Raw genomic sequence first — 24563 nt, 5'->3', positions numbered from 1 at the left:
AGCGGTAAAGCTGCTTAATAGTTACTTTGTGGCTGCTTAGTGCTTGACTTCGCCGATGAGGGCGACGGCGTCGAACGCGCGCTGATTCGCTTGATGCCGGCGCATGACCATCCACATCATCAGGCATACGAACGTGCCGAACAGCACGATGACGACCGACACGGGGACGTCGAGCCAGACGAGCACCGCATAAAGGCAAAGCATGACGAGGACCGAGAGATTCTCGTTGAAGTTTTGCACGGCGATGGAGTGACCGGCCGAGAGCAGCACATGTCCGCGGTGCTGCAGTAGCGCATTCATCGGCACGACGAAGAATCCCGAAAGCGCACCGACAATCATGAGGAACAGATACGCGATGATGAGATAGCCGGGCACATGCATGCGCCCAAAGTACACGCCCCAGTTTGCGGGAATGAGATCGCGTGTATAGAAAGCCATCACCATGACGGCGATGCCCATCGCGACACCAACGGGCAGCACACTCAGCGATTTCTTCAGCGGTACTTTCGCCGCTGCGAGCACGGCACCGAGCGCCACGCCGAGCGCGACGATGGCTTGCAAGATGGCGCCCTCCGAAAGCGACATGCCGAGCGAGACCTCGGCCCATTTGAGAACGATGAATTGCAGCGTGGCGCCTGCACCCCAAAAAAGGGTCGTCACGGCCAGCGAAATTTGCCCTAGCTTGTCATGCCACAGAGCCAGAAAGCAATCGGCGAACTCGGTGACGAGCCTGATCGGGCCATGCGCCTGTCTCGGATAGCGTGCGCCGGTATCGGGAATGCGCAAGTTGAAGACAGCCGCGACGATGTAGATGCCGACGATGATGAGCATCGCCGCCTCGGCGGGCGTGGCGACGAACGGGATTTTGTGCCGGACGATATGGGCTGCGATATGCGGGCTGATCAGCGCGCCGCCGAGCACGGTACCGAGGATGATCGACGCGACGGTGGTGCCTTCGATCCAGCCGTTGGCGGCGACAAGCCGCTCGGGCGGCAGCAGCTCCGTCAGGATGCCGTACTTCGCGGGCGAGTAGGCGGCGGCGCCGAAGCCGACGACGCCGTACGCGGCGAGCGGGTGCGCGCCGAACAGCATGAAGAGGCACCCCGCGATTTTGATCGTATTCGTGATAAACATGACGCGTCCTTTCGGGCGCGAATCGGCAAATGCGCCGACGAATGCGGCCAGGACGACGTACGACAGCACAAAAAAGAGCTTGAGCAGCGGCGTCATCCAGTTCGGGGCGTGGAGGTCTTTCAGCAGGGCAATGGCAGCGATGAGAAGGGCGCTATCGGCCAGCGACGAGAAGAACTGCGCGGCCATGATGGAGTAAAAACCTTTTTTCATCTGATGCGATGTTGTCCTCGCTGCGGTCGTCCGCCGCGCGAGTGAGGCGTTCGGGACCTATGCCGTTCGAAATGGGTTGTGCGCACGGCTTTATATCACGAAAATAGGTAGCTTCGGACTGCCGCAGCGCCGCCGACAGCGCGCGCGCTGACAGTTCATTCTATTTTGCGTGAAAGGGCGCCGCACGTCCTTGTGCACGGCTATCGCCCTTGACGCCCTTTACCCAGACGAAAACGCCTATGCCGCGCCCGTTGCTCGCCACCATCCATACTGCCGCATTAGCCAACAACCTTGCTGTCGCCCGCCGTCACGCACCGCATTCGAAGGTCTGGGCCGTCGTCAAGGCCAATGCGTATGGACACGGGCTCGCGCGTGCTTTCCCCGGATTGCGCGCGACCGACGGATTCGGCCTGCTCGATCTCGAAGAGGCGGTCAAGCTGCGCGAGCTGGGCTGGGCTGGGCCGATTCTTCTGTTGGAGGGCTTCTTCCGGCCGACGGACATCGACGTCATCGACCGCTACAGCCTCACGACGACAGTGCATAGCGACGAGCAGCTGCGCATGCTGGAAATGGCGCGCCTGTCCAAGCCTGTCAACATTCAGCTCAAGATGAACACCGGCATGAACCGGTTAGGCTACACGCCCGAGAAGTTCCGCGCGGGCTGGGAACGCGCGCGCACTTGCTCCGGCATCGGTCAGATTGTGTTGATGACGCATTTTTCGGATGCCGATAGCGAACGGGGCATTGGCGACCAGATGGCGGCGTTCGAGCGTGGGGCGGAAGGGATAGCGGGCGCGCGCAGCCTTGCGAACTCGGCTGCGACACTGTGGCACCCCGAGTCGCATTTCGACTGGGTTCGGCCCGGGATCATGCTGTATGGTGCGTCCCCATCGGGGGTGACGGCGGCCATCGAGGGGATTGGGCTGCAGCCGGCGATGACGCTCGCCTCGGAATTGATCGGCGTGCAGGCTATCGCCTCGGGGCAGTCGGTCGGCTATGGCGCGAAGTTTGTCGCGCAGGGGCCGATGCGCATCGGCGTAGTGGCTTGCGGCTATGCCGACGGCTATCCGCGCTCAGCGCCCGAAGGCACGCCGATTGTCGTCGATGGCGTGCGCACACGCGTCGTGGGGCGTGTGTCGATGGACATGATCACCGTCGATCTGACGCCTTGCCCCACCGCAGGTGTCGGCTCGCGCGTCGAGTTGTGGGGCACGCAGCTGCCCATTGACGATGTCGCCCGCGAGTGCGGCACAATCGGCTACGAGCTAATGTGCGCGGTGGCGCAACGGGTGCCTGTGCGCGCGGAGTAGGCCGATTCCCGGTTTTTGACGCTGGCTGCGCACAGCGCGCACCAGCACCACAACGACAAAGAGCAAAGGCGCGTGGCAAAACAGAAGACGACGTACAACTGCACGGAATGCGGGGGACAAGCCCCGAAATGGCAAGGGCAATGCCCAGCGTGCGGGGCGTGGAACACACTGGTGGAAACGGTCGAGCAGGCCGCAAGCGGCCATCGATTTCAATCGCTCGCCAAAAGCGCGCCGATACAGCGCCTGGCGGATATCGAGGCGGCTGACGTTCCGCGTTTTTCGACCGGCATCGGAGAGTTCGACCGCGTGCTGGGAGGCGGTTTCGTCGCAGGCGGCGTCGTGCTGATCGGGGGCGACCCTGGCATCGGAAAATCGACGCTGCTGTTGCAATCGCTCGCAACGCTTGCCGACGACCGCCGTGCGCTATATATCAGCGGGGAGGAATCGGCGGCGCAAATCGGGTTGCGCGCACAGCGTCTCGCGTTGCTGGAGCCGGGCTCGAAGGCCGCTGAGCTCAAGCTGCTTGCGGAAATCCAACTCGAGAAAATCCAGGCGGCCATCGAGACTGAGCGGCCTGACGTGGCCGTTGTCGATTCGATTCAAACCATTTATTCGGAAGCGCTGACCTCGGCTCCGGGATCGGTCGCGCAGGTGCGCGAGTGCGCGGCGCAACTGACGCGCGTTGCCAAGCAATCGGGGACGACCGTCGTCATGGTCGGGCATGTGACGAAAGAAGGCAGCCTCGCCGGCCCGCGTGTGCTGGAGCATATCGTCGACACTGTGCTCTATTTCGAAGGGGATACACACTCGTCGTTTCGCCTCGTGCGTGCGTTCAAGAACCGCTTCGGGGCGGTCAACGAGCTCGGCGTTTTCGCAATGACGGAGCGCGGCTTGCGCGGCGTCGCCAATCCGTCGGCGCTTTTTCTGTCGCAGCACGAGCAAATCGTGCCCGGCTCTTGCGTGCTCGTGACGCAGGAGGGCTCGCGGCCCCTGCTTGTAGAGATTCAGGCGCTCGTCGACACCGCCCATGTACCCAACCCGCGGCGCCTGGCGGTCGGGCTCGAGCAAAACCGTCTCGCCATGCTGCTGGCCGTGTTGCACCGGCACGCCGGCATCGCCTGTTTCGATCAGGACGTGTTTCTCAACGCCGTTGGCGGCGTCAAGATCGCCGAGCCGGCGGCCGATCTGGCCGTGCTGCTCGCGATCCATTCGTCGATGCGCAATAAGCCGCTGCCGAAGGGACTGATTGTGTTCGGGGAAGTGGGCCTTGCGGGCGAAATCCGACCGTCGCCGCGCGGCCAGGAACGCCTCAAAGAGGCGGCCAAGCTCGGCTTCACCGCCGCGCTGATCCCGAAAGCGAATGCGCCCAAGCAAGGCATCGATGGCCTGCAGGTGCTGGCCGTCGAGCGCCTCGAGGAAGCGATCAGTCGCGTCAAAGAGCTCGAGTAGCGGGGCGCTGCTACCGCGCGGCGTTTTGGGATGCTCTCATGGGGACAGCCTTTGACGTGCCTGGGCGTCGCGCGGTGAACCCTTTCCCCTTGACCCTCTTACAGGTCGACTGCTTCAGAGCCGTCAGACCACCCCACCTCATCGCCACAAAACAGCACGTGACGACGAGCCTCTTCCAACGTCAAGACCGGCGAGACGCAGCAATCGAGTGGTTCCAGTAATTCGAGCCAATCCGCGAGCGGTTGCGTCGCGATTCGCTCGGCGAACTCGCGCGTGAGCGCGGCTGCGTCGGGGCCACCGATCGCCTGCCCGAGGCTCCAATGGCGGCTCGCCCAGTCTTCGCGGCCGAGCGTACGGCATAGGCGTTCCCAGAATTTCAGTTCGAGCGCGCCAACCGCAAGCCATCGCCCGTCGGCCGTACGGTAGACGTTGTAGCAAGGTACCCCGCCGTTGAGCAGACCGACGCCAATGTCAGTGAGTTGGGGACTGGGACTCTCGCTGTCGTCAGCAGGTATGCCTGCCGCGCTTGCCTCCGTTTCCTTGTCCTCGAGCATGGCTCGCGCGACGACATCGTTGTCGTGTAGGGCATGCGTCATCGAGATGTCGACAAACGTGCCGTCGCCGCCGCGAGCGACCTGCCAGAGTGCCGCCAGGATCTGCGTGGTGGCCGTCGCGGCACCGCCGAGCAGATCGGCGATCGGGATAGTCGGGATGACGGGTTTGCCGTCGGCGGCCCGCATCGCGTCGAGTACACCCGCATAGCTCAGGTAGTTGAGGTCGTGTCCGGGCCGATGCGAAAGGGGGCCGTGTGAGCCGTACCCGGTGATGGCGCAGTAGACGAGCTTGGGATTGATCGCGGCGAGGCTCGCATAATCGAGCCCGAGGCGTGCCATGACGCCCGGCCGAAAGCTTTCGACGAGTACGTGCGACTCGCGTACGAGCGCGCGCAGCACCGTACAACCTGTTTCTGTCTTCAGATCGAGCCGCGTTTCGCGCTTGCCGCGATTGGCGATCCGGTAAAGGGCGCTCGGTCGGCCCGCGGCGCGGTCGGCGGCGCCTTGCATCATTGTGCGCGCGCCGTCTCCGTTACCTGGCTCCTCGATCTTGAGCACATCGGCTCCCAGCTCTGCGAGCCGCAGTGTGGCGAGCGGGCCGGGCAAAAGGCGCGTGAGGTCGAGCACGCGTAGACCTCGCAACGGGGCATGCGTCGTCAAAAGTCACCTCCCATTGAGAGCAGTGTCGTTCAGAATGAGCGCCCGAGCGCTGACTCTCGTCCCTGCGAAAGCAGCGCATCGTACCCAGGGCCGTATGAAAGAGGGCCGGGGCAATGGCGTCCGTTGAATACTAGCCAATCTGCTCCAATTCCTCTTGCGCCTCTAGCCATTCGGCTTCCAGCGTTTCGAGGCGCGCGTGCACATCCGCCTGCTGCCTGATGGCCTGCGTGAGCTTTGCTTTCATTTCAGGCGCATAGCTGGCGGTATCGGCAACGAAGGCATCGAGCGTGGCCTTTTCCGCGTTTAATGCGTCCATCTCCTTTTCGAGCCGTGCGATGCGTGTTTGAAGCGGCTTCTTCAGGTGCGAGAGCTTTTGCCGCGCCTGTGCTTCCAGGCGCCGCTGGTCTTTGCGGTTCGCACTCGCGTCTGCCTCCGCGTCTGTGCTGCCGAGCGCGGCGGATGCATTCGTGCGGCCACCGGCGCTGGCCGCTTTGGCCTCTTCGCGGGCTTGCGCGGCGTGCGCGAGGAGCCAGTCGCGGTAATCGTCGAGGTCGCCGTCGAAGGGCTGCACGCGACCGTTGGCTACGAGCATGAACTGGTCCGTGCTCGCGCGCAGCAAATGGCGGTCGTGAGACACGAGGATCAGCGTGCCTTCGAACTGCGCGAGCGCCATCGTCAGAGCATGACGCGTTTCGAGATCGAGGTGGTTAGTAGGCTCGTCGAGCAGCAGCAGGTTCGGCTTTTGCCAGATGATGAGCGCGAGTGCGAGTCGTGCTTTCTCGCCGCCCGAAAACGGCGCGATGGGCGAGCTGGCCATGTCGCCCGAGAAGTTGAAGCTGCCCAGGTAATCACGCAGCTCTTGCTCGCGGGCGTCAGGCGCGATGCGGGCGAGATGCGCGAGCGCTGAATCTTCGGCCCGCAGCGTTTCCAACTGGTGCTGAGCGAAGTAGCCGATTGCGAGCCCACGGCCTTGCCGCATTGCGCCGGCCAGGGGCGCAAGCGTGTCGGCCAACGTTTTCACGAGCGTCGACTTGCCTTGCCCATTCGCGCCGAGCAATCCGATGCGCTGACCGCCCTGGATCGAGAGCGAGACGCCGTGGACGATCGGGATTTCTCGGCCGTCCTCGGCGAGGTAGCCGCACCGGACGTCCTCCATGACGAGCATGGGGTTGGGTGCGGCATCGGGCGTGCGGAACTCGAACGTGAAGGGCGATGCGCTATGCGCAGGCGCAATGAGTTCCATCTTCTCGAGCGCCTTCATGCGGCTTTGCGCTTGCCGCGCCTTGGTGGCCTTGGCCTTGAAGCGGTCGATAAAGCTTTGCAGGTGCGCAATCGTCTTCTGCTGCTTCTCGTAGGAGCTTTGCTGGAGCATCAATTGCTGCCCACGCAGTATCTCGAACTGCGAGTAGTTGCCGCCGTAACGCTTGACTTGCTGGTTCTCGAGGTGAAGTGTGACGTTGCAGATCGAATCGAGAAATTCGCGATCGTGCGAGATCACGAGGAGCGTGCCCGTGTAGCGGTGCAGCCAGTCTTCGAGCCAGACGATGGCGTCGAGATCGAGGTGGTTCGTCGGCTCGTCGAGCAGCAGTAGATCCGAGCGGCACATGAGCGCCTGGGCGAGATTGAGCCGCATGCGCCAGCCACCCGAGAAGCTGGCGACGCTTTCGCGCGTTTGCGCGAGCGTGAAGCCGAGCCCGAGCAGCAGTGCTTGGGCACGTGCCGGTGCCGTGTAGCCGTCGGCATCCGCAAACGCGGCGTGGGCATGGGCGAGCGCCTCGCCGTCATGCGCGGCATCGGCTTTGGCCATTTGCGTTTCGATTTCGCGCAGGGCGGCGTCGCCGTCGAGCGTGTATTCGAGTGCAGACCGCTCGACCGCGGGCGTTTCTTGTGCGACATGCGCGATCTGCCACGAGGGCGGCAGCGAGACGTCCCCGCCATCGGGGTGCAATTCGCCGCGCAGGACGGAGAAAAGCGTCGTTTTGCCGGCCCCGTTTGCGCCCACGAGCCCGGCTTTCTCGCCGGGGTTGAGTGCAAACGTGGTGGATTCGAAAAGCGGCTTGACGCCGCGCGCGAGACTGAACTGATTGAACCGGATCACGACGGAGTTGGGCCGTTGGAAGCGAAAAGCGCTATTTTAGACGGCTCTCGCGGCGCGAACGTGAGAGAAGTGGCATCGCTTGGTCAGGCAGGCACGGAGAGAGACGCAGATGCCATGGTCACCCTGTCCCTGTTTCGCATAGACTGCGTGTTTTATTGCGGAGGCGTCGATGGACTCGGTCTACACTTTTTCGGCGCAGAGGCTGGGCGGCGAAACAATCGGCCTCGATGGCTATCGCGGCAAGGTGCTTTTGATCGTGAACACCGCAAGCGAGTGTGGCTTCACGCCGCAGTACGCGGGGCTGCAGAAGCTTCATGAGCAGTACGGTGCGCGCGGTTTTGCGGTGCTCGGGTTTCCATGCAACCAATTTGGCAAGCAGGAACCGGGCGATGCTGCGCAGATCGGCAGCTTCTGCGAAAAGAACTTCGGCGTGACATTTCCGATGTTCGACAAGATCGACGTTAAAGGGCCGAACGCCCATCCGCTCTATCGTTACTTGACGAGTGCGGCACCGGGGCTTTTGTGGACCAAAGCGGTCAAGTGGAATTTCACCAAGTTTCTCGTCGACCGCAATGGCGAGGTGGTGAAGCGGTACGCGCCTCGGACGAAGCCTGAAGCTTTGCACCGCAGTATCGAAGCGTTACTTTAGCGATGGCAGAGGAGGAGACCCTGGTGGTTCCTTACACTACGCCTGGACGTCGGAAAGTGGGGCGCACAAAAAATTGATAGCCAAGCGTTTGTTTGTTTCCTGGGAAGGAAGAGTCGCTCTGCTACAAGACTGAGATCGAGCGGTCTTTCTGCCTCGTACTCTTGGCGGATCCAATTCAGCGCTCGCGAGCCAGAGTAGCGCTCGCAGAGCGTCGCGAATGGTCAAAGAATCGGTGAAAAAAGCCGCGCCAGATGCATGACAACGCGTCGCATCGCCGGCGCCTCACGGTAGTGCCTTGGTTCGACTTGATCCGCTTGTGCGAAGTCTTTGGCGAGCATCCGCTCGACTTCGGCTGCGAATTGACGATCCACCGTCAACACCATAATTTCGAAGTTGAGCCGAAATGAACGATTGTCGAGATTGGCGCTGCCGATGGCCGCTGCAACGTCGTCAATAAGGATGACTTTCTGGTGCAAAAAGCCCGGCCGGTATCGAAAGACGCGCACGCCGGCGCGCACCAGATCGTAGGCATAAAGCTTGGACGCTTCGAAAACGACGTAATGATCGCGCCGGCTTGGAATCAGGATCCTCACGTCGACCCCCCGCATGACGGCTAGTCGAAGCGCCGCAACTACGGCTTCGTCAGGAATCAAGTAGGGCGTGGTGATCCAGATTCGCTCTTGTGCCGCGTTGATGGCCTCGACGAAGAACAGCGAGCCCGTTTCGGCCTTGTCGGCAGGGCTCGGCGCGACGACGAGACAATGCATATCGTGCGTGCTGCCCACCGCCTTGGGCGCTTCGGCTTGCGGGGGCTCGAGATGCGGCAGCCGTTGCGTTGCCCAATGCCAATCTTCGAGAAACACGAACTGCACGCTCGCCACGACGGGCCCACGCATTTCAATGTGCGTGTCGCGCCAGGGCGAAAGACGCGGATCGCCTCCCATATATTCGATACCGACGTTGTGACCGCCGACGAACGCGCGTTCGCCGTCGACGACCACGATCTTGCGATGGTTGCGAAAGTTGAGCTGGAAGCGGTTGACAAAGCGCTCGTCGGTCGCGAAGGGGTGAACATCGACGCCGCCCGTCAGCAGTTCTGAGACGTAGCGCGTCGGCAAATCAAAGCAGCCGATGCTGTCGTAAAGAAAATACACGTGCACACCTTCGGCGGCCTTGGCGATCAGAAGATCCTTCAACATCCTGCCAAGCGGGTCGTCGCGCACGATAAAGAACTGTACGAGCACGTAACGGCGCGCGTCCTCAATGGCGTCGAGGATCGCGGCGAACGTCGCGTCCCCGTCGACGAGCGTGCGCACGGCGTTGCCGGGCAAGAACGGCATGCCGCTCAAGCCTGTCAACGCTCGGACAACGTGGAGCCCGAGTGCCTCGGAGGGCCATGACGACGAGGAGGCGCGAACCTCCCAGTCGTGGGGCTGAGCGCGCGTGCGCAGCAACTCGTTTCCGAGCCGGCGCGCATCGACGTACCCCGAAAATTTGCTGCGCCCGAGAAAGAGATAAGGCACGAGCGTCAGGTAGGGCATCGCGACGAGCGAGACTGCCCAAGCCACTGCGCCCTGGGAGGTACGCGTGTTCAGAACGGCGTGAATCGCGGCCACCACGCCGAGCAGATGCGCGACGAAGATCAGGCTGCCGAGAGAAAGCCAGTTGAATTCAAAATGCATGCGCGCGTGAGATTCCCGGTTTGGTTCCGCAGGAAGGCGGACCACGTGTTGCTGCCCTTCTCGCATCTTACAGAACGCGTTCAATCAGGGGCAGATGCCTATTCGAATTGAGACACTCCGACGCTTAAGGTGGTGCGATGCTCAGTTGCCACGGCGCAGCACGATGCCGTCGACGAGCGAAAGCTGCGCAATCGCGTAGGTGGCCCAGATACCGTAGCCGCTGCCCGGGAACGTGCCGATGAAGCGATCGATGGCGATCATTGCGTCTGAAGAAACGAAGGCGAGGCCACCGAGCGCGACGGTGACGTGCGGCAGACGCGCGCTGACAGCGAGGCTCGCCATCGCACATAACACGAGCATATAAGCTGCGACGGGTGCCTTGAGTTCGCCCAAATGCGGCAGGAACCCAACGTAGGCGAGAAGCGCGGCGCCCCAGAGGAGTGGTAGCGCAATGCGTCGCCAGCCTCGCGGCTGCCCCGCGAGCGGTGCGAGCAGCGCGCAGTAAGCGACGTGTGCGATCAGAAACGCGGAGAGACCGCCGATAAACGAAAACGACAGCTGAGGCATCGCAAGCAGTGCGTCGCCCATTGTCGAGGCGGCGAGCGCTGCGCAGAGCCATGTTCGCTCGCGCGTCGATGCGTGATGTCTGCTGGTTAGCAGGAGCAGCACGGGCATCAGCACCTTCGCCGCAGCTTGGTCAGGGTAGGGCGCGTCCCGCAGCGATACGCCATAAGCCACCGCCGCTAACGCGGCGGCGAGCCAAAGGCGGCGTGCTTGCGACAGGGTTTCGGCGGCTTCGCGTTCGCGGGGCATTGTCGATGGCATGACCTGAGGCGATGAGCGACATGGCGCAATCGATGAGGCTGCCGAGGCGAGCTTGCCAAGCCCGTTCGCCTCGCGTGCACAAAGGCACGCCGCAAACGCGCTTATGAACGCACGCTAAAAACGCATGCGATCATCGGCTCGACGGCAAATCCTGCGCCTGAATCAAAAACACGCTGTTCTCGCCGGCGCTCGTGGGCAGCCAAACGAGCTCGAGCCCGCCGAGCGCAGCTTCCACGTTCGCCCGCTCGTTACCGATTTCGACGACGAGCACGCCGTTGTCTTCGAGCCAGTCGCGCGCCTGCCTGACGATACGGCGCACGACGTCCATGCCGTCCTCGCCGCCGGCGAGCGCAAGCTCGGGCTCGTGGCCGTATTCGGCGGGCAGGCTTTCCATCGACGCACGATTGACGTACGGCGGATTGGCGAGGATGACGTTGTAACGCCGTTCCGGTAGGGGTGCAAAGAGGTCACCCTCGAAAAGAGCGACGCGATCGTCGAGGCCGTGATCGGCGACATTGATCTGCGCAACTTCGAGCGCCTGTGGCGAAATGTCGACGGCATCGACATCGGCATTCTGAAACGCGTCGGCCGCAAGAATAGCGAGGCAGCCAGAGCCTGTGCAAAGCTCGAGTACCGCGCCGACTTCGTCGGGATCGGCGACGTACGGCTGCAGGCCGTCTTCGAGCAGCTCGCCGATGAACGAACGCGGCACGATTACGCGCTCGTCGACGTAGAAACGCCGTCCGTGCATCCATGCTTCGCGCGTGATGTAGGCCGCGGGCAACCGATCGGTCGCGCGGCGGTCGATTACCTTGACCACGTCTTCGATTTCAGTATCGAGGAGCCGTGCGTCGAGAAACGGCTCGAGCAGATCGAGCGGCAAATGCAGCGTGTGCAGGATGAGATACGCGGCTTCGTCGTAAGCGTTCGTCGTGCCGTGGCCAAAGGCAAGTTGTGCGGCAGTGAAGCGCGATACGGCATAGCGCAGTAGGTCGCGCACGGTGGCAAAGGGCGTGGTCGTCATGGATATCGTCATGGCTCGGAAAGGGGGCGGCGCGTTTTGCTACGCGATCAAGGCTTCAAGCACGCGCCGGTAAACGTTCTTCAGCGGATCGATGAAAGCCAGCTCGATGTGCTCGTCGATCTTGTGGATGCTGCCGTTGGGCGGCCCAAATTCGACCACCTGCTTGCAAATGCGCGCGATGAAGCGGCCGTCGGACGTGCCGCCCGTCGTCGAAAGCTCAGTGGCGACGCCCGTCTCGTCCTTGATCGCCTGCGCGAGGGCATCCGAGAGTTCGCCGCGCGGCGTGAGAAACGGCAGACCGCTCACTGTCCACGCGAGCTCGTAATCGAGGCCGTGTTTGTCGAGAATCGCGTGTACGCGCTGTTGCAGGCCTTCGACGGTGCTCGCCGTGGAGAACCGGAAGTTGAACAGCAGCTCTGCATGGCCGGGGATGATGTTGGACGCGCCCGTCCCGCTATGCATATTCGACACTTGCCAGGTGGTTGGCGGAAAGTACTCGTTGCCGCTGTCCCAATGTTCGGCGACGAGATCGGCCAGGGCGGGTGCCAGCAGGTGGATCGGGTTTTTTGCCAGATGCGGATAAGCGATGTGGCCTTGCAGCCCCTTGACCGTCAGTTTGCCCGACATCGAGCCGCGCCGGCCGTTTTTGACGACGTCGCCGAGCGTCGCAGTTGAGGTGGGCTCCCCGACGATGCAGTAATCGAGCGTCTCCCCCCGCGCCTGCAAGGCTTCGACGACCTTGACCGTGCCGTCCGTCGCGGGACCTTCCTCGTCGCTCGTGATGAGAAAGGCAATCGAGCCGCGATGGTCGGGATGCGCAGCGACGAATTCCTCGCTCGAGACGACGAAGGCGGCGATCGACGTCTTCATGTCCGCGGCCCCGCGACCATAGAGCTTGCCGTCACGCTGCGTCGGTGCGAAGGGCGGCGAGTTCCATTGCTCGAGCGGCCCGGTCGGCACCACATCGGTATGGCCCGCGAAGGTCAGCAGCTTGCCGCGTGCGCCTTCCGTGCCGCGCTTGACGGCCCATAAATTGGTGACGCCGTGAGAAGCGATCGTTTCGCAAGCGAAGCCGATCGCTTGGAGCCGTTCAATCAGAATCTGTTGGCAATGTTGATCGTCAGGCGTGACGGAGGCGCGCGCGATCAGCTGTTCGGTGAGGGCAAGGGTGCGGGACATGGATGCGAACCCGTTTCGTATAAAAAATAGCCGGCTCTACTGGCCGGCAAGTTCAAATAGCGTTGTTGCTGATCCGCGGTGCTCAGGCGCTTCTACCAGCGCTTCTACCAGCATTACGCCGAGCACACGCCGTCGTGCCAATCGTTCCACCAATCCGCTCGTCGCTCTTGCGATCGACGGATCGACCGCGGGGGGCGCTCAGACGGCCGAACGGTAGGCGGCTCGCGAATCGAGCAGTCAACCGAAAAGCGTCTCGTATTCCGTTGCCGAGAATCCGAGCGACTTCACGCGCCCGTCGACGACTACAACGGGCCGCTTCACGATGGAAGGCTTCTCGGTCATGAGCGCGATCGCGCCGTCCACGGTTTCCGCTGCGGCCTTGGCTTCGTCGGTCAGCCCGCGCCAGGTCGTGCCGCGCCGATTCACCAGGGCGTCGAGCGACACGTCGGCGAGCCATGTTTGCACAAGCGCCGCGCTCAATCCCGCCTTTTTGAAGTCGTGAAACTCGAACGGCACGCCGTGGGCTTCGAGCCAAGTGCGCGCCTTTTTCACGGTATCGCAGTTCGGAATGCCGTAGACGACAGTTCGCGCTTTCATCTGTCAGTCGCCTCGCAGCAGCTCGTTCAAGCCGACCTTCGCGCGCGTCTTCGCATCCACTTTCTTCACGATGACAGCGCAATAGAGGCTGTGCGAGCCGTCCTTCGAAGGCAGGTTGCCCGACACGACGACGGAGCCCGGCGGCACATAGCCGTAGCTGACTTCGCCCGTCTCGCGATCGAAGATCTTCGTGCTCTGGCCGAGGTAGACGCCCATCGAGATGACGGAGTTCTCACCGACGATCACCCCTTCAACGATCTCGGAGCGCGCGCCGATAAAGCAGTTGTCTTCGATGATGACGGGGTTCGCCTGGAGCGGCTCGAGCACGCCGCCGATGCCGACGCCGCCCGACAGGTGCACGTTCTTGCCGATCTGCGCGCAAGAACCGACGGTCGCCCATGTATCGACCATCGTCCCCTCATCCACATAGGCGCCGATGTTCGTGTACGACGGCATCAGCACGACGTTGCGTGCGATGAACGCACCGCGACGCGCGATAGCCGGGGGCACCACGCGAAAGCCGCCCGCGGCGAAATCTTCGGCCGTGTAGTTGGCGAACTTCGACGGCACCTTGTCATAAAACTGCGAGTAGCCGCCGGCGGGCATCGGGACGTTGTCCTCGAGGCGGAACGAAAGCAGCACCGCTTTTTTCAACCACTGGTTGACGACCCATTGGCCATTTTCTTTCTGCGCGACGCGCAAGAGGCCTTTGTCGAGCTGCTCGATCGCATGCGCGACTGCCTCGCGCACTTCCGCGGGCGCCGCCTTCGGCGACAGCTCGGCGCGGTTTTCCCATGCGTTATCGATGATTTGCTGAAGTTGTTGCGACATATTCGTGGTTTCGCTGAGTGGGGTACAGATGGGGGCAGGCGGCGCGCCTCACGCGATGCGCAAAGCGCTGGGCGGTTCAGGCTCCGAGAGCGCGGCAGAACTCGACGATGCGGCGGGCGCCTTCGACGCACTCGTCAACTTCTGCGACGAGCGCGATGCGGACGAAATCGCGGCCTGGGTTCGCACCATGCGCGGTGCGCGCGAGATACGACCCTGGCAAGACCGTCACATTATAGTCGGCGTAGAGCCGATGGGCGAATTCGGTATCGGAGAGGCCGGTGCGCGCCACGTTAGCCCAAAGGTAGAACGCCGCGTCCGGCAGGCGTACGTCGAGCACATCCGCGAGCATGGGCGTCACGGTGGCGAATTTCTGCGCGTACTTGGCGCGGTTCTCACGTACGTGTGCTTCGTCGTTCCATGCCGCAATGCTCGCCGCCTGATAGACGGGCGAAAGCGCCGCGCCGTGGTAGGTCCGGTACAACAGGAAGCGCTTCAGCAAGGCGGCATCGCCGGCGACAAAGCCCGAGCGCATCCCCGGCACATTTGATCGCTTCGACAAGCTCGAGAGCATAACGAGGCGCTCGAAGCCGCGGCCGAGCCGGTGCGCGGCCTCGAGCCCGCCGAGCGGGGGCTGCGCTTCGTCGAAGTAAATTTCCGAGTAGCACTCGTCCGAGGCGATGACGAAGCCGTACCGGTCCGACAGCGAGAAGAGCTCGCGCCAGTCCTCGAGCGTCAGCACGGCACCCGTCGGGTTGCCGGGCGAGCAGACGTAAAGCAGCTGCGTGCGCGCCCAGACGTCGTCGGGCACGGCGCTGTAGTCGCAGGCGAAGTTGCGCGCCGGATCGCTGTTGACGAAATAAGGCTCAGCGCCGGCGAGCAGCGCTGCGCCCTCGTAGATTTGGTAAAACGGGTTCGGGCAGAGCACGACAGCGCCTGCGCGTGTGCCGTCGACCACCGTCTGCGCGAGCGCAAAGAGCGCCTCACGGGAGCCTGCAACGGGCAGCACTTGCGTCGCGGGATCGAGTGCGGGCAGGCCATAGCGGTTCGTCGCCCAGCCTGCGATCGTTGCGCGCAGCGCGTCCGTGCCTGCCGTCGCCGGATAGCTCGCGAGCGCGCCCAGCGAGGCGGTTACGGCGTCGCGGATCAAGGCCGGCGTGGCGTGTTTCGGTTCGCCGATGCCGAAGCTGATGTGCGGTACATCGGCGGGCGGCGTCGCGTCTTTCAGCAGCGCACGCAGCTTCTCGAACGGATAGGGCTGAAGGAGGTCCAGTCTGGGATTCACTGAAGTCACTTTAAGGTTCTGCGGATGCGGACGATCAAGTACGGCGAGTCAATCCGGAGCGGGCCATTATAGCCCGATAGGCGGGCGGCCCGGCGCGGGCTTTCGCCTGTTGCTGGTGCGTGCCTGATGTATCGCCGGATGCTCGTTCGACGCTTATTGCGGGATCGATATCGACTGGGACCGACATCGGCGAAAACAAATGTCCCAAACGCTCAATGGGTCATTTTATCGGAGCCCTCGGCAAAGGAAGTCGCATCAATGCGCTAACTAGCCGGCGTTATCTGGCTTCGGGGCGCGCCGAGCAGGCGTCCCCGGCCAAGTAGAACTTTCGGCCGGTTTGAGTTCGGTAGAAAGCAATGCCCTAATTTGGCAAACCATGCCGTGAAAGCTCGACGCGCCTTCTTATGCGTTTAAAGCAAGCCGATTGCGATGGTATGATTGCCGCCTGTAAGCGAGCCGGACGTGGAATGCTTTGGGTACACGGCTCGCGTTTCAATTGGCCGGGATCGCGGCGATGGCCTGCGTCTTGAACCCGCGCGCAGCGTGAAACCTGTCTATGGCAGGCAGCCTGCGTTTCGGCGGCATGGGCGCCGGGATTGCCGCAATCCGTTCGATCATCTCGTTAAAAAACAGCGATATCGCCGTGCGTCTCACCTCGATCAAACTCGCTGGCTTCAAATCCTTCGTCGACCCCACGCATTTTCAGGTGCCCGGCCAGTTGGTGGGCGTCGTCGGGCCGAACGGGTGCGGCAAGTCCAACATCATCGATGCCGTGCGCTGGGTGCTCGGCGAGTCGCGGGCCTCGGAGCTGCGCGGTGAATCGATGCAGGACGTCATTTTCAACGGCTCGACCGCGCGCAAGCCGGGCAGCCGCGCGAGCGTCGAGCTCGTGTTTGACAACGCCGACGGCCGGGCGGCCGGCCAGTGGGGCCAATACGCCGAGATTGCCGTGAAGCGCGTGCTGACGCGCGACGGTACGTCAAGCTACTACATCAACAATCTGCCCGCGCGGCGGCGCGACATCCAGGACATCTTCCTCGGTACAGGCCTCGGGCCGCGCGCCTACGCGATCATCGGGCAGGGCATGATCGCGCGCATTATCGAAGCGAAGCCCGAGGAGCTGCGCGTGTTTCTCGAAGAGGCGGCCGGTGTCTCGAAGTACAAGGAGCGCCGCCGTGAAACCGAGAACCGGCTGCACGACACGCGGGAGAACCTGACGCGTGTCGAGGACATCGTGCGTGAGCTTGGCGCCAACCTCGAAAAGCTCGAAGCACAGGCTGTTGTCGCGACGAAATTCAAGGAGTTGCAGGCCGACGGCGAAGAAAAGCAGCGCCTTTTGTGGCTGCTGCGCAAGAACGAGGCCACAGCCGAGCAGGCGCGCCAGGAGCGCGCCATCGGCGAAGCGCAATTGGCGCTCGAAGCGCAGACGGCGAGACTCAGGGAAGTCGAAGCCGATCTGGAGACGCTGCGTGTTGCGCACTATGCAGCAAGCGATGCGATGCAAGGCGCGCAGGGCGGGCTTTACGAGGCGAATGCCGAGGTGAGTCGCCTCGAGGCCGAGATCAAGTTCATCATCGAATCGCGCAATCGCGTGCAGAGCCAGATCGCAGCGCTTACGGCCCAGCGGGAGCAATGGCAGGCGCAGGCTGAAAAGGCCCGTGGCGATCTTGAGGACGCCGAGACGCAGCTTGCCATCGCCGAGGAGAAAGCTGCGCTCACCGAAGACGACGCGGCGGCGAAGCAAGACGCGCTTCCGGCACTTGAGACGCGCTGGCGAGATGCGCAATCGCAGCTGAACGACGAGCGTGCGTCCATAGCTCGCACGGAGCAGGCGCTCAAGCTCGAGGCCGCGCATCAACGCAATGCGGACCAGCAGTTGCAGCAGTTGCAGCAACGCCATGAGCGCCTGAAGGCCGAGGCGGGCGGGCTGGACGCGCCCGACGAGGCGCAGCTTGAAGAGCAGCGGATGCAGCTGGCCGAGCAGGAAGCGATCGTCGCTGAAGCTCAGGAGCGGCTTGCCGACGCACAGGAGGCGCTGCCGGCGCTAGACGCAGCGCGGCGCACCGCGCAGGAGCGCGTACAGGCCGAGAGCGCGCAGATCCATCAGCTCGAGGCGAGGCAGCTCGCGCTCAGGCAACTGCAGGATAACGTTCAGACCGAGGGCAAGATCCAGCCCTGGCTCGATAAGCACGAGCTTGGCGCCCTGCCGCGCCTTTGGAAGAAGCTCCATGTCGAGGCAGGCTGGGAAACGGCACTCGAATCGATCTTGCGCGAGCGCCTTGCCGCGCTTGAAGTGTCGAACCTCGATTGGGTAAAGGCCTTCGCAAGCGATGCGCCGCCCGCCAAGCTCGCGTTCTACGCGCCGCCGGCGGCAGCGGTGCCGCGCGAGACGCCAGTGGGGTTCACGCCGCTTCTGTCGCTGGTTCGCATCGATGACGCGGGTTTGCGCGCCGTACTGACGGACTGGCTGGGCAATGTGTACATTGCCGACGATCTGACGCAGGCGCTCGCGACGCGTTCGCAGTTGCCCGAGGGCGGAGCGCTCGTCGTCAAGGCGGGTCACGTCGTGACGCGCGTTGGCGTCCAGCTTTACGCGGCCGACTCCGAGCAGGCCGGCATGCTCGCGCGCCAGCAGGAGATCGAAAATCTGGTGCGTCAGGTGCGCGCGCAGACGCTGCTTGCCGATGAGGCGAAGACGGCGGCGATTCGCACCGAGGCGGCGCATACGCAAGCGTCGCAAACGCTCGCCGACGCGCGCTCGCAACTCGAGCGCGCCACGCAGCGCGTGCATGCGTTGCAGATGGAAGTGCTCAAGCTCACGCAGGCTCATGAGCGCTATACGCAGCGCAGCACCCAGATTCGCGAGGAACTGGCGGAGATCGGGGCGCAAATCGAGGAGCAACGCGCCCAGCGTGCCGAATCGGAGGAGAACTTCGAGCGGTACGATGGCGAACTCGCCGAACTGCAGGCGCGGTTCGAAGATAACCAACTGGCATTCGAGGCGCTCGATGAAGCGCTGGGGGATGCGCGTACAACGGCGCGCGAACTCGAGCGCGCAGCCGCGGATGCACGTTTTGCCGCTCGCAACATGGCGAGCCGGATCGAGGAACTCAAGCGCAGCATCCAGGTTGCGCATGATCAGAGCGAACGCGTCGCCGTCTCGCTTGAGGACGCACGCGCCGAGCTCGAGACGATCAATGAGCAGACAGCGCATACCGGCCTGCAAGACGCACTCGAGGTACGCGCGGCCAAGGAGGCCGCACTGGGGGCCGCGCGAGCGGAGCTCGATGATTTGACGACCAAGCTGCGCCAGGCCGACGAGACGCGGCTCGCGGCCGAGCGCTCGCTTCAGCCGCTGCGCGACCGAATCACTGAGCTGCAGCTGAAGGAGCAGGCCGCGCGCATCGCCGGTGAGCAGTTCATCGAGCAATTGACAGAGGCTGGCGTCGACGAGGCGCGCTTGCAGGAAAAGCTGACGCCCGATATGAAGCCGTCGTACCTGCAGGGCGAAGTGACGCGCATCAACAACGCGATCAACGCCCTCGGTCCGGTGAACATGGCGGCGCTCGACGAGCTCGCCGCTGCGAGCGAGCGCAAGACGTTCCTCGACGCACAATCGGCCGATCTCACGCGTGCGATCGAGACGCTCGAGGATGCGATTCGCAAGATCGACCAGGAAACCCGCACGCTGTTGCAGGGCACGTTCGAGGAGGTCAACCGGCACTTTGGCGAGCTTTTCCCGCGCCTCTTTGGCGGCGGGCAGGCGAAGCTGATCATGACCGGCGACGAGATTCTCGATGCCGGCGTGCAAGTGATGGCACAGCCGCCGGGCAAGAAAAACTCGACGATTCATTTGCTCTCGGGCGGAGAGAAGGCACTCACCGCGACGGCGTTGGTCTTCGCAATGTTCCAGCTCAACCCGGCGCCGTTTTGCCTGCTCGACGAGGTTGATGCACCGCTCGATGATGCCAACACCGAGCGCTTTGCCAATCTCGTTCGGGCCATGTCGGACAAGACTCAGTTTCTCTTCATCTCGCATAACAAGATCGCAATGGAAATGGCGCAGCAGCTCATTGGCGTGACGATGCAAGAGCAAGGCGTGTCGCGTATCGTCGCGGTCGACATGGAAACGGCTGCGGGTTTCGCCCAGAATACGGCTTGAGGGAGTAAGCCGTACGAGGCAGCGTGCGTTTGTGCCTCACGTGCGGCGAACGGCAGTCGCCAATAAAAGAATGCTTGATGGAGCGTGCATGGACGAGTTGACACTCGGGTTGATCGGCGCAGGCGCCGTGGTCGTAGCGGGAGTGGTCGCATATAACGCGTGGCAGGCAGCGAAGCTGCGGCGCCGGATGCCGAGGCCTATGCCGTCGGAGACAGCCGATTCGCAGCAGCGTCACGATCAAGAGGAAGAACCGCCGTTTATCGAGCCGGCGCGCTCGAACGTGCGCCGCGAGCCCGCGATAACCGATGAGGCGCACGCAGCCGAGCGAGCGCGCATCGAACCGAGCTTTGGGGGACCGGCACCGGCGGATACACCGGTCGACATCCAGGCTGAAGCGACGACACCGAATGGCTATCGGGTCGAGACTGAGGAAGATGGCGCGGGCGAGTCCGACGAAAAGTCTGGTGAGCGCGAGCGCGCCGAGTCCGGCGAGGATTCGATCGCCCCTGCCGCGACGACTATCTCGGCCCAGCCGCCGCATTGGGTCGACCGTCGCATCGATTGCGTCGTACCGATCCGCCTCGGCGCTCCCATTGCGGGTGACAAGGTCGTGCCGCTCGCGCAGCGGCTGCGGCGAGCGGGTAGCAAGCCCGTCCATATCGAAGGCAAGCCGGAGGGCAGCGCCGAGGGTTGGGAGCTGCTGCACAACGGGCGACGTTACGAGGAGTTGCGCGCGGCCGTCCAGTTGGCCAATCGGGGCGGCCCGCTCAATGAGCTCGAGTTTTCCGAGTTCGTGTCGGGCGTCCAGCAGCTCGCAGACGCCGTGGATGGCGCGCCGGAGATTCCGGACATGCTCGAGACGGTTTCGATGGCGCGCGAGCTCGATGCATTCGCGGCGCAATGCGACGCGCAGCTGTCGATCAACGTGCTTGCGGACGGCGTGCCGTGGTCGGCTAACTACGTGCAGGCAGTGGCGTCGCAAGATGGACTGTTGCTCTCACGTGACGGCATGCGTTTCGTCAAGCTCGATGCCAAGCAAAGCCCCATCTTCATGCTGCAGTTTGGCGACACCAATTTCCTGCGCGACGATCTGACCTACAAGGGCGGCGAGATGATCTCGCTGATTCTTGACGTGCCCGTTGCCGAGGAAGACATCCTGCCTTTCCGGCTCATGTGCGACTACGCGAAGTCGCTTGCGGAGCGTATCGGCGGGCGCGTCGTCGACGATCAGCGGCGGCCGCTGCCTGAATCTGCGTTGCTCGCCATCGACAAGCAGCTCATGACACTGTACGGGAAGCTTGAAGCGGCGGGCATTCCCGCAGGTTCGTCCGCCACGCGTCGGCTTTTCAGCCAATGATGCGGTGCGCTTGAGCGCACCCAGGGCCTCGCCTGCGATAATGCCGGGATTTCCCGACCATCGAACGCCGACATGGCCCCCAAGACAGTTGAACCGCCTGCGGACAAGCCGGCCGAGCGCGCAGCGTGGCTGCGCAACGAAATCGAGCGCGCGAATCATGCGTACTACGTGCTCGATCAGCCTGAATTGCCCGATGCCGAATACGACCGCATGTTCCTTGAACTGCAGGGCATCGAGAGCGAGCATCCCGACCTGATTACACCGGATTCGCCGACGCAGCGCGTCGGCGGGCAGGCGGCGAGCGGATTCGCGCCCGTTGTGCATTCCGTGCCGATGCTTTCGCTGAACAACGGCTTTTCTGACGACGATATCGTCGCATTCGATCGGCGCTCCTCGGAAGGGCTGGGTCGTGCATCGATCGAGTATGCCTGCGAGCTCAAGTTCGACGGGCTTGCCATCGCACTGCGTTACGAAGAGGGCCGCCTCGTTCAGGCCGCGACACGTGGAGATGGCGCAACGGGCGAGGACGTGACGCAGAACGTCCGCACCATTCGTTCGATTCCCTTGAAATTGACCGGCATGCAGTTGCCACGCGTTATCGAAGTACGCGGCGAAGTACTGATGTTCAAACGCGACTTCGAGCGGCTCAACGCACGCCAGCGCGAGGGCGGTCAGCGCGAGTTCGCGAATCCGCGCAACGCCGCCGCCGGGAGCCTGCGTCAGCTCGATTCGCGCATCACGGCGCAGCGGCCCTTGTCGTTTTTCTCCTACGGTATCGGGCAGTTGGAGGGTGTCGAGATGCCCGAAACGCATAGCGGGCTGCTCGACTGGTACGCGGAGCTCGGGCTGCCAGTCTGTGCCGAGCGGGCCGTCGTGACAGGGTCGCAGGGGCTGCTCGAATTTTTCCGTCGCATCGGCGAGAAGCGCACGTCGCTGCCCTACGAAATCGACGGTGTTGTCTACAAAGTCAATCGGCGTGACGATCAGGACAAGCTGGGCTTCGTTTCGCGTGCGCCCCGCTTCGCGCTTGCCCACAAGTTTCCGGCGCAAGAAGCCATGACGGAGCTCGTCGACATCTTTGTGAACGTGGGCCGAACCGGCGCCATCACGCCGGTTGCCCGCTTGAAGCCCGTATTCGTCGGCGGCGTGACAGTGACGAACGCGACGCTGCACAACGAAGACGAAGTGCGGCGCAAGGACGTGCGCATCGGCGACACCGTTGTCGTGCGGCGCGCGGGTGACGTGATTCCCGAGCTTGTCTCAGTGGTGCTGGAGCGGCGCCCGGAGCACGCTCGCGAGTTCGTCATGCCGACGCATTGCCCGGATTGCGGCTCGCACGTCGAGCGGTTGCCGGACGAGGCCATCGCGCGCTGCACGGGCGGGCTTTTTTGCCCCGCGCAGCGCAAGCAGGCCCTGTGGCACTTCGCTCAGCGACGCGCGTTGGATATCGACGGACTCGGAGAAAAGATCATCGATCAGCTCGTCGAGCAAAATCTCGTACGCACGCCGGCCGATCTTTTCAACCTCGGGTTTGCCACGCTGGCCGAACTTGACCGGTTTGCGGAAAAATCGGCGCAAAACCTGCTTAGTTCGATCGAAAAAGCGAAGCACACGACGCTAGCGCGTTTCATTTACGCGCTCGGTATTCGGCATGTCGGCGAGTCGACTGCAAAGGACTTGGCGCGTCACTTCGGTTCCTTAGACGCGCTGATGGATGCCTCGCTCGAGGAACTGCTTGAAGTCAACGATGTCGGCCCCGTCGTGGCCGAATCGATTCACCAGTTCTTTGCGGAAGAGCACAATCGGACTGTCATCGAGCAAATGCGGGCGCCGGGGAAGGTGACTTGGCCTGAGGGGCCGCCCGCGCCGCGCGAGCCGCAAGGCGTGCTCGCAGGCAAGACGGTCGTGCTGACCGGCACCCTGCCGACGTTATCGCGCGACGAAGCGAAGGCATTGCTTGAAGCCGCCGGTGCCAAAGTGGCCGGCTCAGTCTCGAAAAAAACCGATTATGTGGTGGCGGGAACCGAAGCAGGAACCAAGCTGGCGAAAGCTGAGGAACTTGGCATCCCGATACTCGACGAAGATGGTATGCGCAAGCTCTTGGAGGGTTAGAACGCATGATCCGAGAAATTATCAAGATGGGCGATCCGCGACTCTTGCGCATCGCTCAACCCGTCGACCGTTTCGATACGCCCGAACTTCACGAGCTGATTGCGGACATGTTCGACACCATGCACGCGGCAAACGGCGCTGGTCTGGCGGCACCGCAGATCGGCATCGATCTGCAGCTTGTCATCTTTGGTTTCGGCCGCAATGAGCGTTACCCGGAAGCGCCGCCCGTCCCGCAGACGGTCCTCATCAATCCGACAATCACGCCGGTCTCGCAGGACATGGAGGAGGGCTGGGAGGGATGCCTATCGGTGCCGGGGCTGCGCGGGGTCGTCAGTCGCTACTCGATGGTCCGCTATCACGGCTTGGATCAGTACGGCAAGCCGATCGACCGCATCGCGGAGGGCTTTCATGCACGCGTAGTTCAGCACGAGTGCGATCACCTGATCGGCAAGCTCTATCCGATGCGGGTTACGGATTTTTCGAATTTCGGATTTACTGAAGTCCTGTTTCCGGACCTCGAGCCCAATAGCGACGATTGAGTCCGAGCGCTGCTTCAGTGAAAGCAGCGCAACGGGATCAAATTAATCGACCGCGATCGAACTAAACTGCCTGACGCTTAGAACACCTCGTCGGGCAGCAGGTAGCGCCATTTCCCGGGCGGCAGAGCGCCGAGCGGCACACGGCCCATGCGAATGCGCTTGAGGCCGACCACCTGCAATCCGACCAGCTCGCACATGCGGCGAATCTGCCGCTTTTTGCCCTCGCGCAGCACAAAGCGCAGCTGCTCGCCGTTCTGCCAGCTGACCTTCGCCGGCTTGAGCTGCGCATCGTCGAGAGACAGGCCGTGCCGCAGCAATGCCAGCTTCTCGGCGGGGAAATGCTCCGTGATGTCGCTCGTGTGCTCGCCATAAGAGACGCGTACGAGGTACTCCTTTTCGACGCTGGAGTTCTCCCCGATCAACAGCTTGGCGACACGGCCATCCTGTGTCAGTACGAGCAGTCCAGTTGAATCGATGTCGAGCCGGCCGGCCGGTGCCAAAGCGCGCAATTGGGTTGGCGCGAAACGCAGCGGAGAGCGATCGTCGTCCCATCGGTTAGCAGCGGTGACGAGGGTGACAGCCGGCTCATAGCCGTCTTCGGCCTGGCCAGAAACGAAACCAACGGGCTTATGCAGCAGGATGGTGACCTGCCGTGCCTGGGCTGCCCGCGCATCGGCGCTGACCTCGACCAGCTGATCGGGCTTTACCCGCGCGCCGAGGGTATCGACGCATATTCCGTCGACGCTCACCCAGCCGTTCTCGATCCACTCGTCGGCTTCCCGCCGCGAACAGAGCCCGAGCTCGGACATGCGCTTGGAGAGGCGCATCGCGCCGTCGGCAGCCGCATCGGATTCGTCCGACTTGCGATGCGGCCGACGCTCGTCGACCCGCTGGCCAGCGCCGGGTGAT

The 24563-nt window shown here is 63.1% G+C and carries 18 protein-coding genes; 7 read left to right on the top strand and 11 right to left on the bottom strand.

Going from position 1 to position 24563, the window contains the following annotated elements; translation table 11 throughout:
* Positions 1-36: 36 nt before the first annotated feature.
* Positions 37-1344, bottom strand: coding sequence for a lysophospholipid transporter LplT (gene lplT, locus VL598_RS03625; RefSeq protein ID WP_325325338.1), 1308 nt, complete (start codon positions 1342-1344; stop codon positions 37-39).
* Positions 1345-1583: 239 nt separating this feature from the next.
* Between lplT and alr the strand changes: the two genes are divergently transcribed.
* The gene (gene alr / locus VL598_RS03620) at positions 1584-2654 is read left to right on the top strand and encodes an alanine racemase (RefSeq protein WP_325325337.1); all 1071 of its coding nucleotides are present in this window, start codon (positions 1584-1586) and stop codon (positions 2652-2654) included.
* 72 nt (positions 2655-2726) lie between these two features.
* Positions 2727-4103, top strand: a complete 1377-nt coding sequence (radA, locus tag VL598_RS03615; RefSeq protein ID WP_325325336.1) for a DNA repair protein RadA — start codon at positions 2727-2729, stop codon at positions 4101-4103.
* A gap of 98 nt (positions 4104-4201) precedes the next feature.
* Here radA and VL598_RS03610 read toward each other — a convergent pair whose 3' ends face one another.
* On the bottom strand, positions 4202-5317 hold the full coding sequence (locus tag VL598_RS03610) for a CaiB/BaiF CoA-transferase family protein (protein ID WP_325325335.1): 1116 nt from the start codon (positions 5315-5317) through the stop codon (positions 4202-4204).
* Between the two features lie 130 nt (positions 5318-5447).
* Positions 5448-7415: an ATP-binding cassette domain-containing protein gene (locus VL598_RS03605; protein WP_325325334.1), complete on the bottom strand. Its 1968-nt coding sequence runs from the start codon at positions 7413-7415 to the stop codon at positions 5448-5450.
* A 169-nt stretch (positions 7416-7584) separates the two neighbouring features.
* Between VL598_RS03605 and VL598_RS03600 the strand changes: the two genes are divergently transcribed.
* Positions 7585-8064, top strand: a complete 480-nt coding sequence (locus VL598_RS03600; protein ID WP_325325333.1) for a glutathione peroxidase — start codon at positions 7585-7587, stop codon at positions 8062-8064.
* 221 nt (positions 8065-8285) lie between these two features.
* Here VL598_RS03600 and cls read toward each other — a convergent pair whose 3' ends face one another.
* The 7 genes from cls to dapC all read right to left on the bottom strand — a co-directional run bounded on the left by cls (position 8286) and on the right by dapC (position 15484).
* Positions 8286-9746, bottom strand: a complete 1461-nt coding sequence (gene cls / locus VL598_RS03595; RefSeq protein ID WP_325325332.1) for a cardiolipin synthase — start codon at positions 9744-9746, stop codon at positions 8286-8288.
* A 141-nt stretch (positions 9747-9887) separates the two neighbouring features.
* The gene (locus tag VL598_RS03590) at positions 9888-10559 is read right to left on the bottom strand and encodes a lysoplasmalogenase (RefSeq protein WP_325325331.1); all 672 of its coding nucleotides are present in this window, start codon (positions 10557-10559) and stop codon (positions 9888-9890) included.
* 142 nt (positions 10560-10701) lie between these two features.
* On the bottom strand, positions 10702-11595 hold the full coding sequence (gene prmB / locus VL598_RS03585) for a 50S ribosomal protein L3 N(5)-glutamine methyltransferase (protein ID WP_325325330.1): 894 nt from the start codon (positions 11593-11595) through the stop codon (positions 10702-10704).
* A gap of 39 nt (positions 11596-11634) precedes the next feature.
* Complete coding sequence (gene dapE, locus VL598_RS03580) at positions 11635-12774, bottom strand: succinyl-diaminopimelate desuccinylase (protein WP_325325329.1); 1140 nt, start codon at positions 12772-12774, stop codon at positions 11635-11637.
* Positions 12775-13011: 237 nt separating this feature from the next.
* The gene (locus tag VL598_RS03575; protein ID WP_325325328.1) at positions 13012-13371 is read right to left on the bottom strand and encodes an ArsC family reductase; all 360 of its coding nucleotides are present in this window, start codon (positions 13369-13371) and stop codon (positions 13012-13014) included.
* Between the two features lie 3 nt (positions 13372-13374).
* Entirely contained in the window at positions 13375-14202 is an 828-nt protein-coding gene (gene dapD, locus VL598_RS03570) for a 2,3,4,5-tetrahydropyridine-2,6-dicarboxylate N-succinyltransferase (protein ID WP_325325327.1), read from the bottom strand.
* Between the two features lie 76 nt (positions 14203-14278).
* Positions 14279-15484 (bottom strand): succinyldiaminopimelate transaminase, encoded by a 1206-nt coding sequence (gene dapC, locus VL598_RS03565; protein ID WP_325325326.1) that lies wholly within the window; start codon positions 15482-15484, stop codon positions 14279-14281.
* A 643-nt stretch (positions 15485-16127) separates the two neighbouring features.
* Here dapC and smc point away from each other — a divergent pair.
* The 4 genes from smc (at position 16128) to def (ending at position 23654) form a co-directional block, all read left to right on the top strand.
* Positions 16128-19646 carry a chromosome segregation protein SMC gene (smc, locus tag VL598_RS03560; RefSeq protein WP_325325365.1) on the top strand — a complete coding sequence of 1173 codons (3519 nt, stop codon included), beginning with the start codon at positions 16128-16130 and terminating at the stop codon, positions 19644-19646.
* 88 nt (positions 19647-19734) lie between these two features.
* A complete protein-coding gene (locus VL598_RS03555) occupies positions 19735-21003 on the top strand; it encodes a cell division protein ZipA C-terminal FtsZ-binding domain-containing protein (protein WP_325325325.1) in 1269 nt (422 codons plus the stop codon).
* A 72-nt stretch (positions 21004-21075) separates the two neighbouring features.
* Entirely contained in the window at positions 21076-23115 is a 2040-nt protein-coding gene (gene ligA / locus VL598_RS03550; RefSeq protein WP_325325324.1) for an NAD-dependent DNA ligase LigA, read from the top strand.
* A 5-nt stretch (positions 23116-23120) separates the two neighbouring features.
* Complete coding sequence (gene def, locus VL598_RS03545; RefSeq protein ID WP_325325323.1) at positions 23121-23654, top strand: peptide deformylase; 534 nt, start codon at positions 23121-23123, stop codon at positions 23652-23654.
* A gap of 77 nt (positions 23655-23731) precedes the next feature.
* On the opposite strand, the gene VL598_RS03540 is transcribed toward def, so the two are convergent.
* The coding region (locus VL598_RS03540) for a pseudouridine synthase (protein WP_325325322.1) at positions 23732-24563 on the bottom strand (832 nt) is incomplete at its 5' end.

The organism is Trinickia sp., from assembly GCF_035492435.1.
GTDB lineage: Bacteria > Pseudomonadota > Gammaproteobacteria > Burkholderiales > Burkholderiaceae > Trinickia.
The sequence above is the reverse complement of the archived record's forward strand: the minus strand, read 5'-3'. Positions and strand labels throughout refer to the sequence as shown.

Excerpts from the sequence above, each read along its gene's own strand:
- VL598_RS03575 (WP_325325328.1), bottom strand. The coding sequence starts at position 13,371 with ATGAAAGCGCGAACTGTCGTCTACGGCATTCCGAACTGCGATACCGTG.
- ligA (WP_325325324.1), top strand. The coding sequence starts at position 21,076 with ATGGCCCCCAAGACAGTTGAACCGCCTGCGGACAAGCCGGCCGAGCGC.
- prmB (WP_325325330.1), bottom strand. The coding sequence starts at position 11,595 with ATGACGACCACGCCCTTTGCCACCGTGCGCGACCTACTGCGCTATGCC.
- cls (WP_325325332.1), bottom strand. The coding sequence starts at position 9,746 with ATGCATTTTGAATTCAACTGGCTTTCTCTCGGCAGCCTGATCTTCGTC.
- VL598_RS03555 (WP_325325325.1), top strand. The coding sequence starts at position 19,735 with ATGGACGAGTTGACACTCGGGTTGATCGGCGCAGGCGCCGTGGTCGTA.
- lplT (WP_325325338.1), bottom strand. The coding sequence starts at position 1,344 with ATGAAAAAAGGTTTTTACTCCATCATGGCCGCGCAGTTCTTCTCGTCG.
- alr (WP_325325337.1), top strand. The coding sequence starts at position 1,584 with ATGCCGCGCCCGTTGCTCGCCACCATCCATACTGCCGCATTAGCCAAC.
- dapE (WP_325325329.1), bottom strand. The coding sequence starts at position 12,774 with ATGTCCCGCACCCTTGCCCTCACCGAACAGCTGATCGCGCGCGCCTCC.
- VL598_RS03590 (WP_325325331.1), bottom strand. The coding sequence starts at position 10,559 with ATGCCCCGCGAACGCGAAGCCGCCGAAACCCTGTCGCAAGCACGCCGC.
- VL598_RS03600 (WP_325325333.1), top strand. The coding sequence starts at position 7,585 with ATGGACTCGGTCTACACTTTTTCGGCGCAGAGGCTGGGCGGCGAAACA.
- dapD (WP_325325327.1), bottom strand. The coding sequence starts at position 14,202 with ATGTCGCAACAACTTCAGCAAATCATCGATAACGCATGGGAAAACCGC.
- def (WP_325325323.1), top strand. The coding sequence starts at position 23,121 with ATGATCCGAGAAATTATCAAGATGGGCGATCCGCGACTCTTGCGCATC.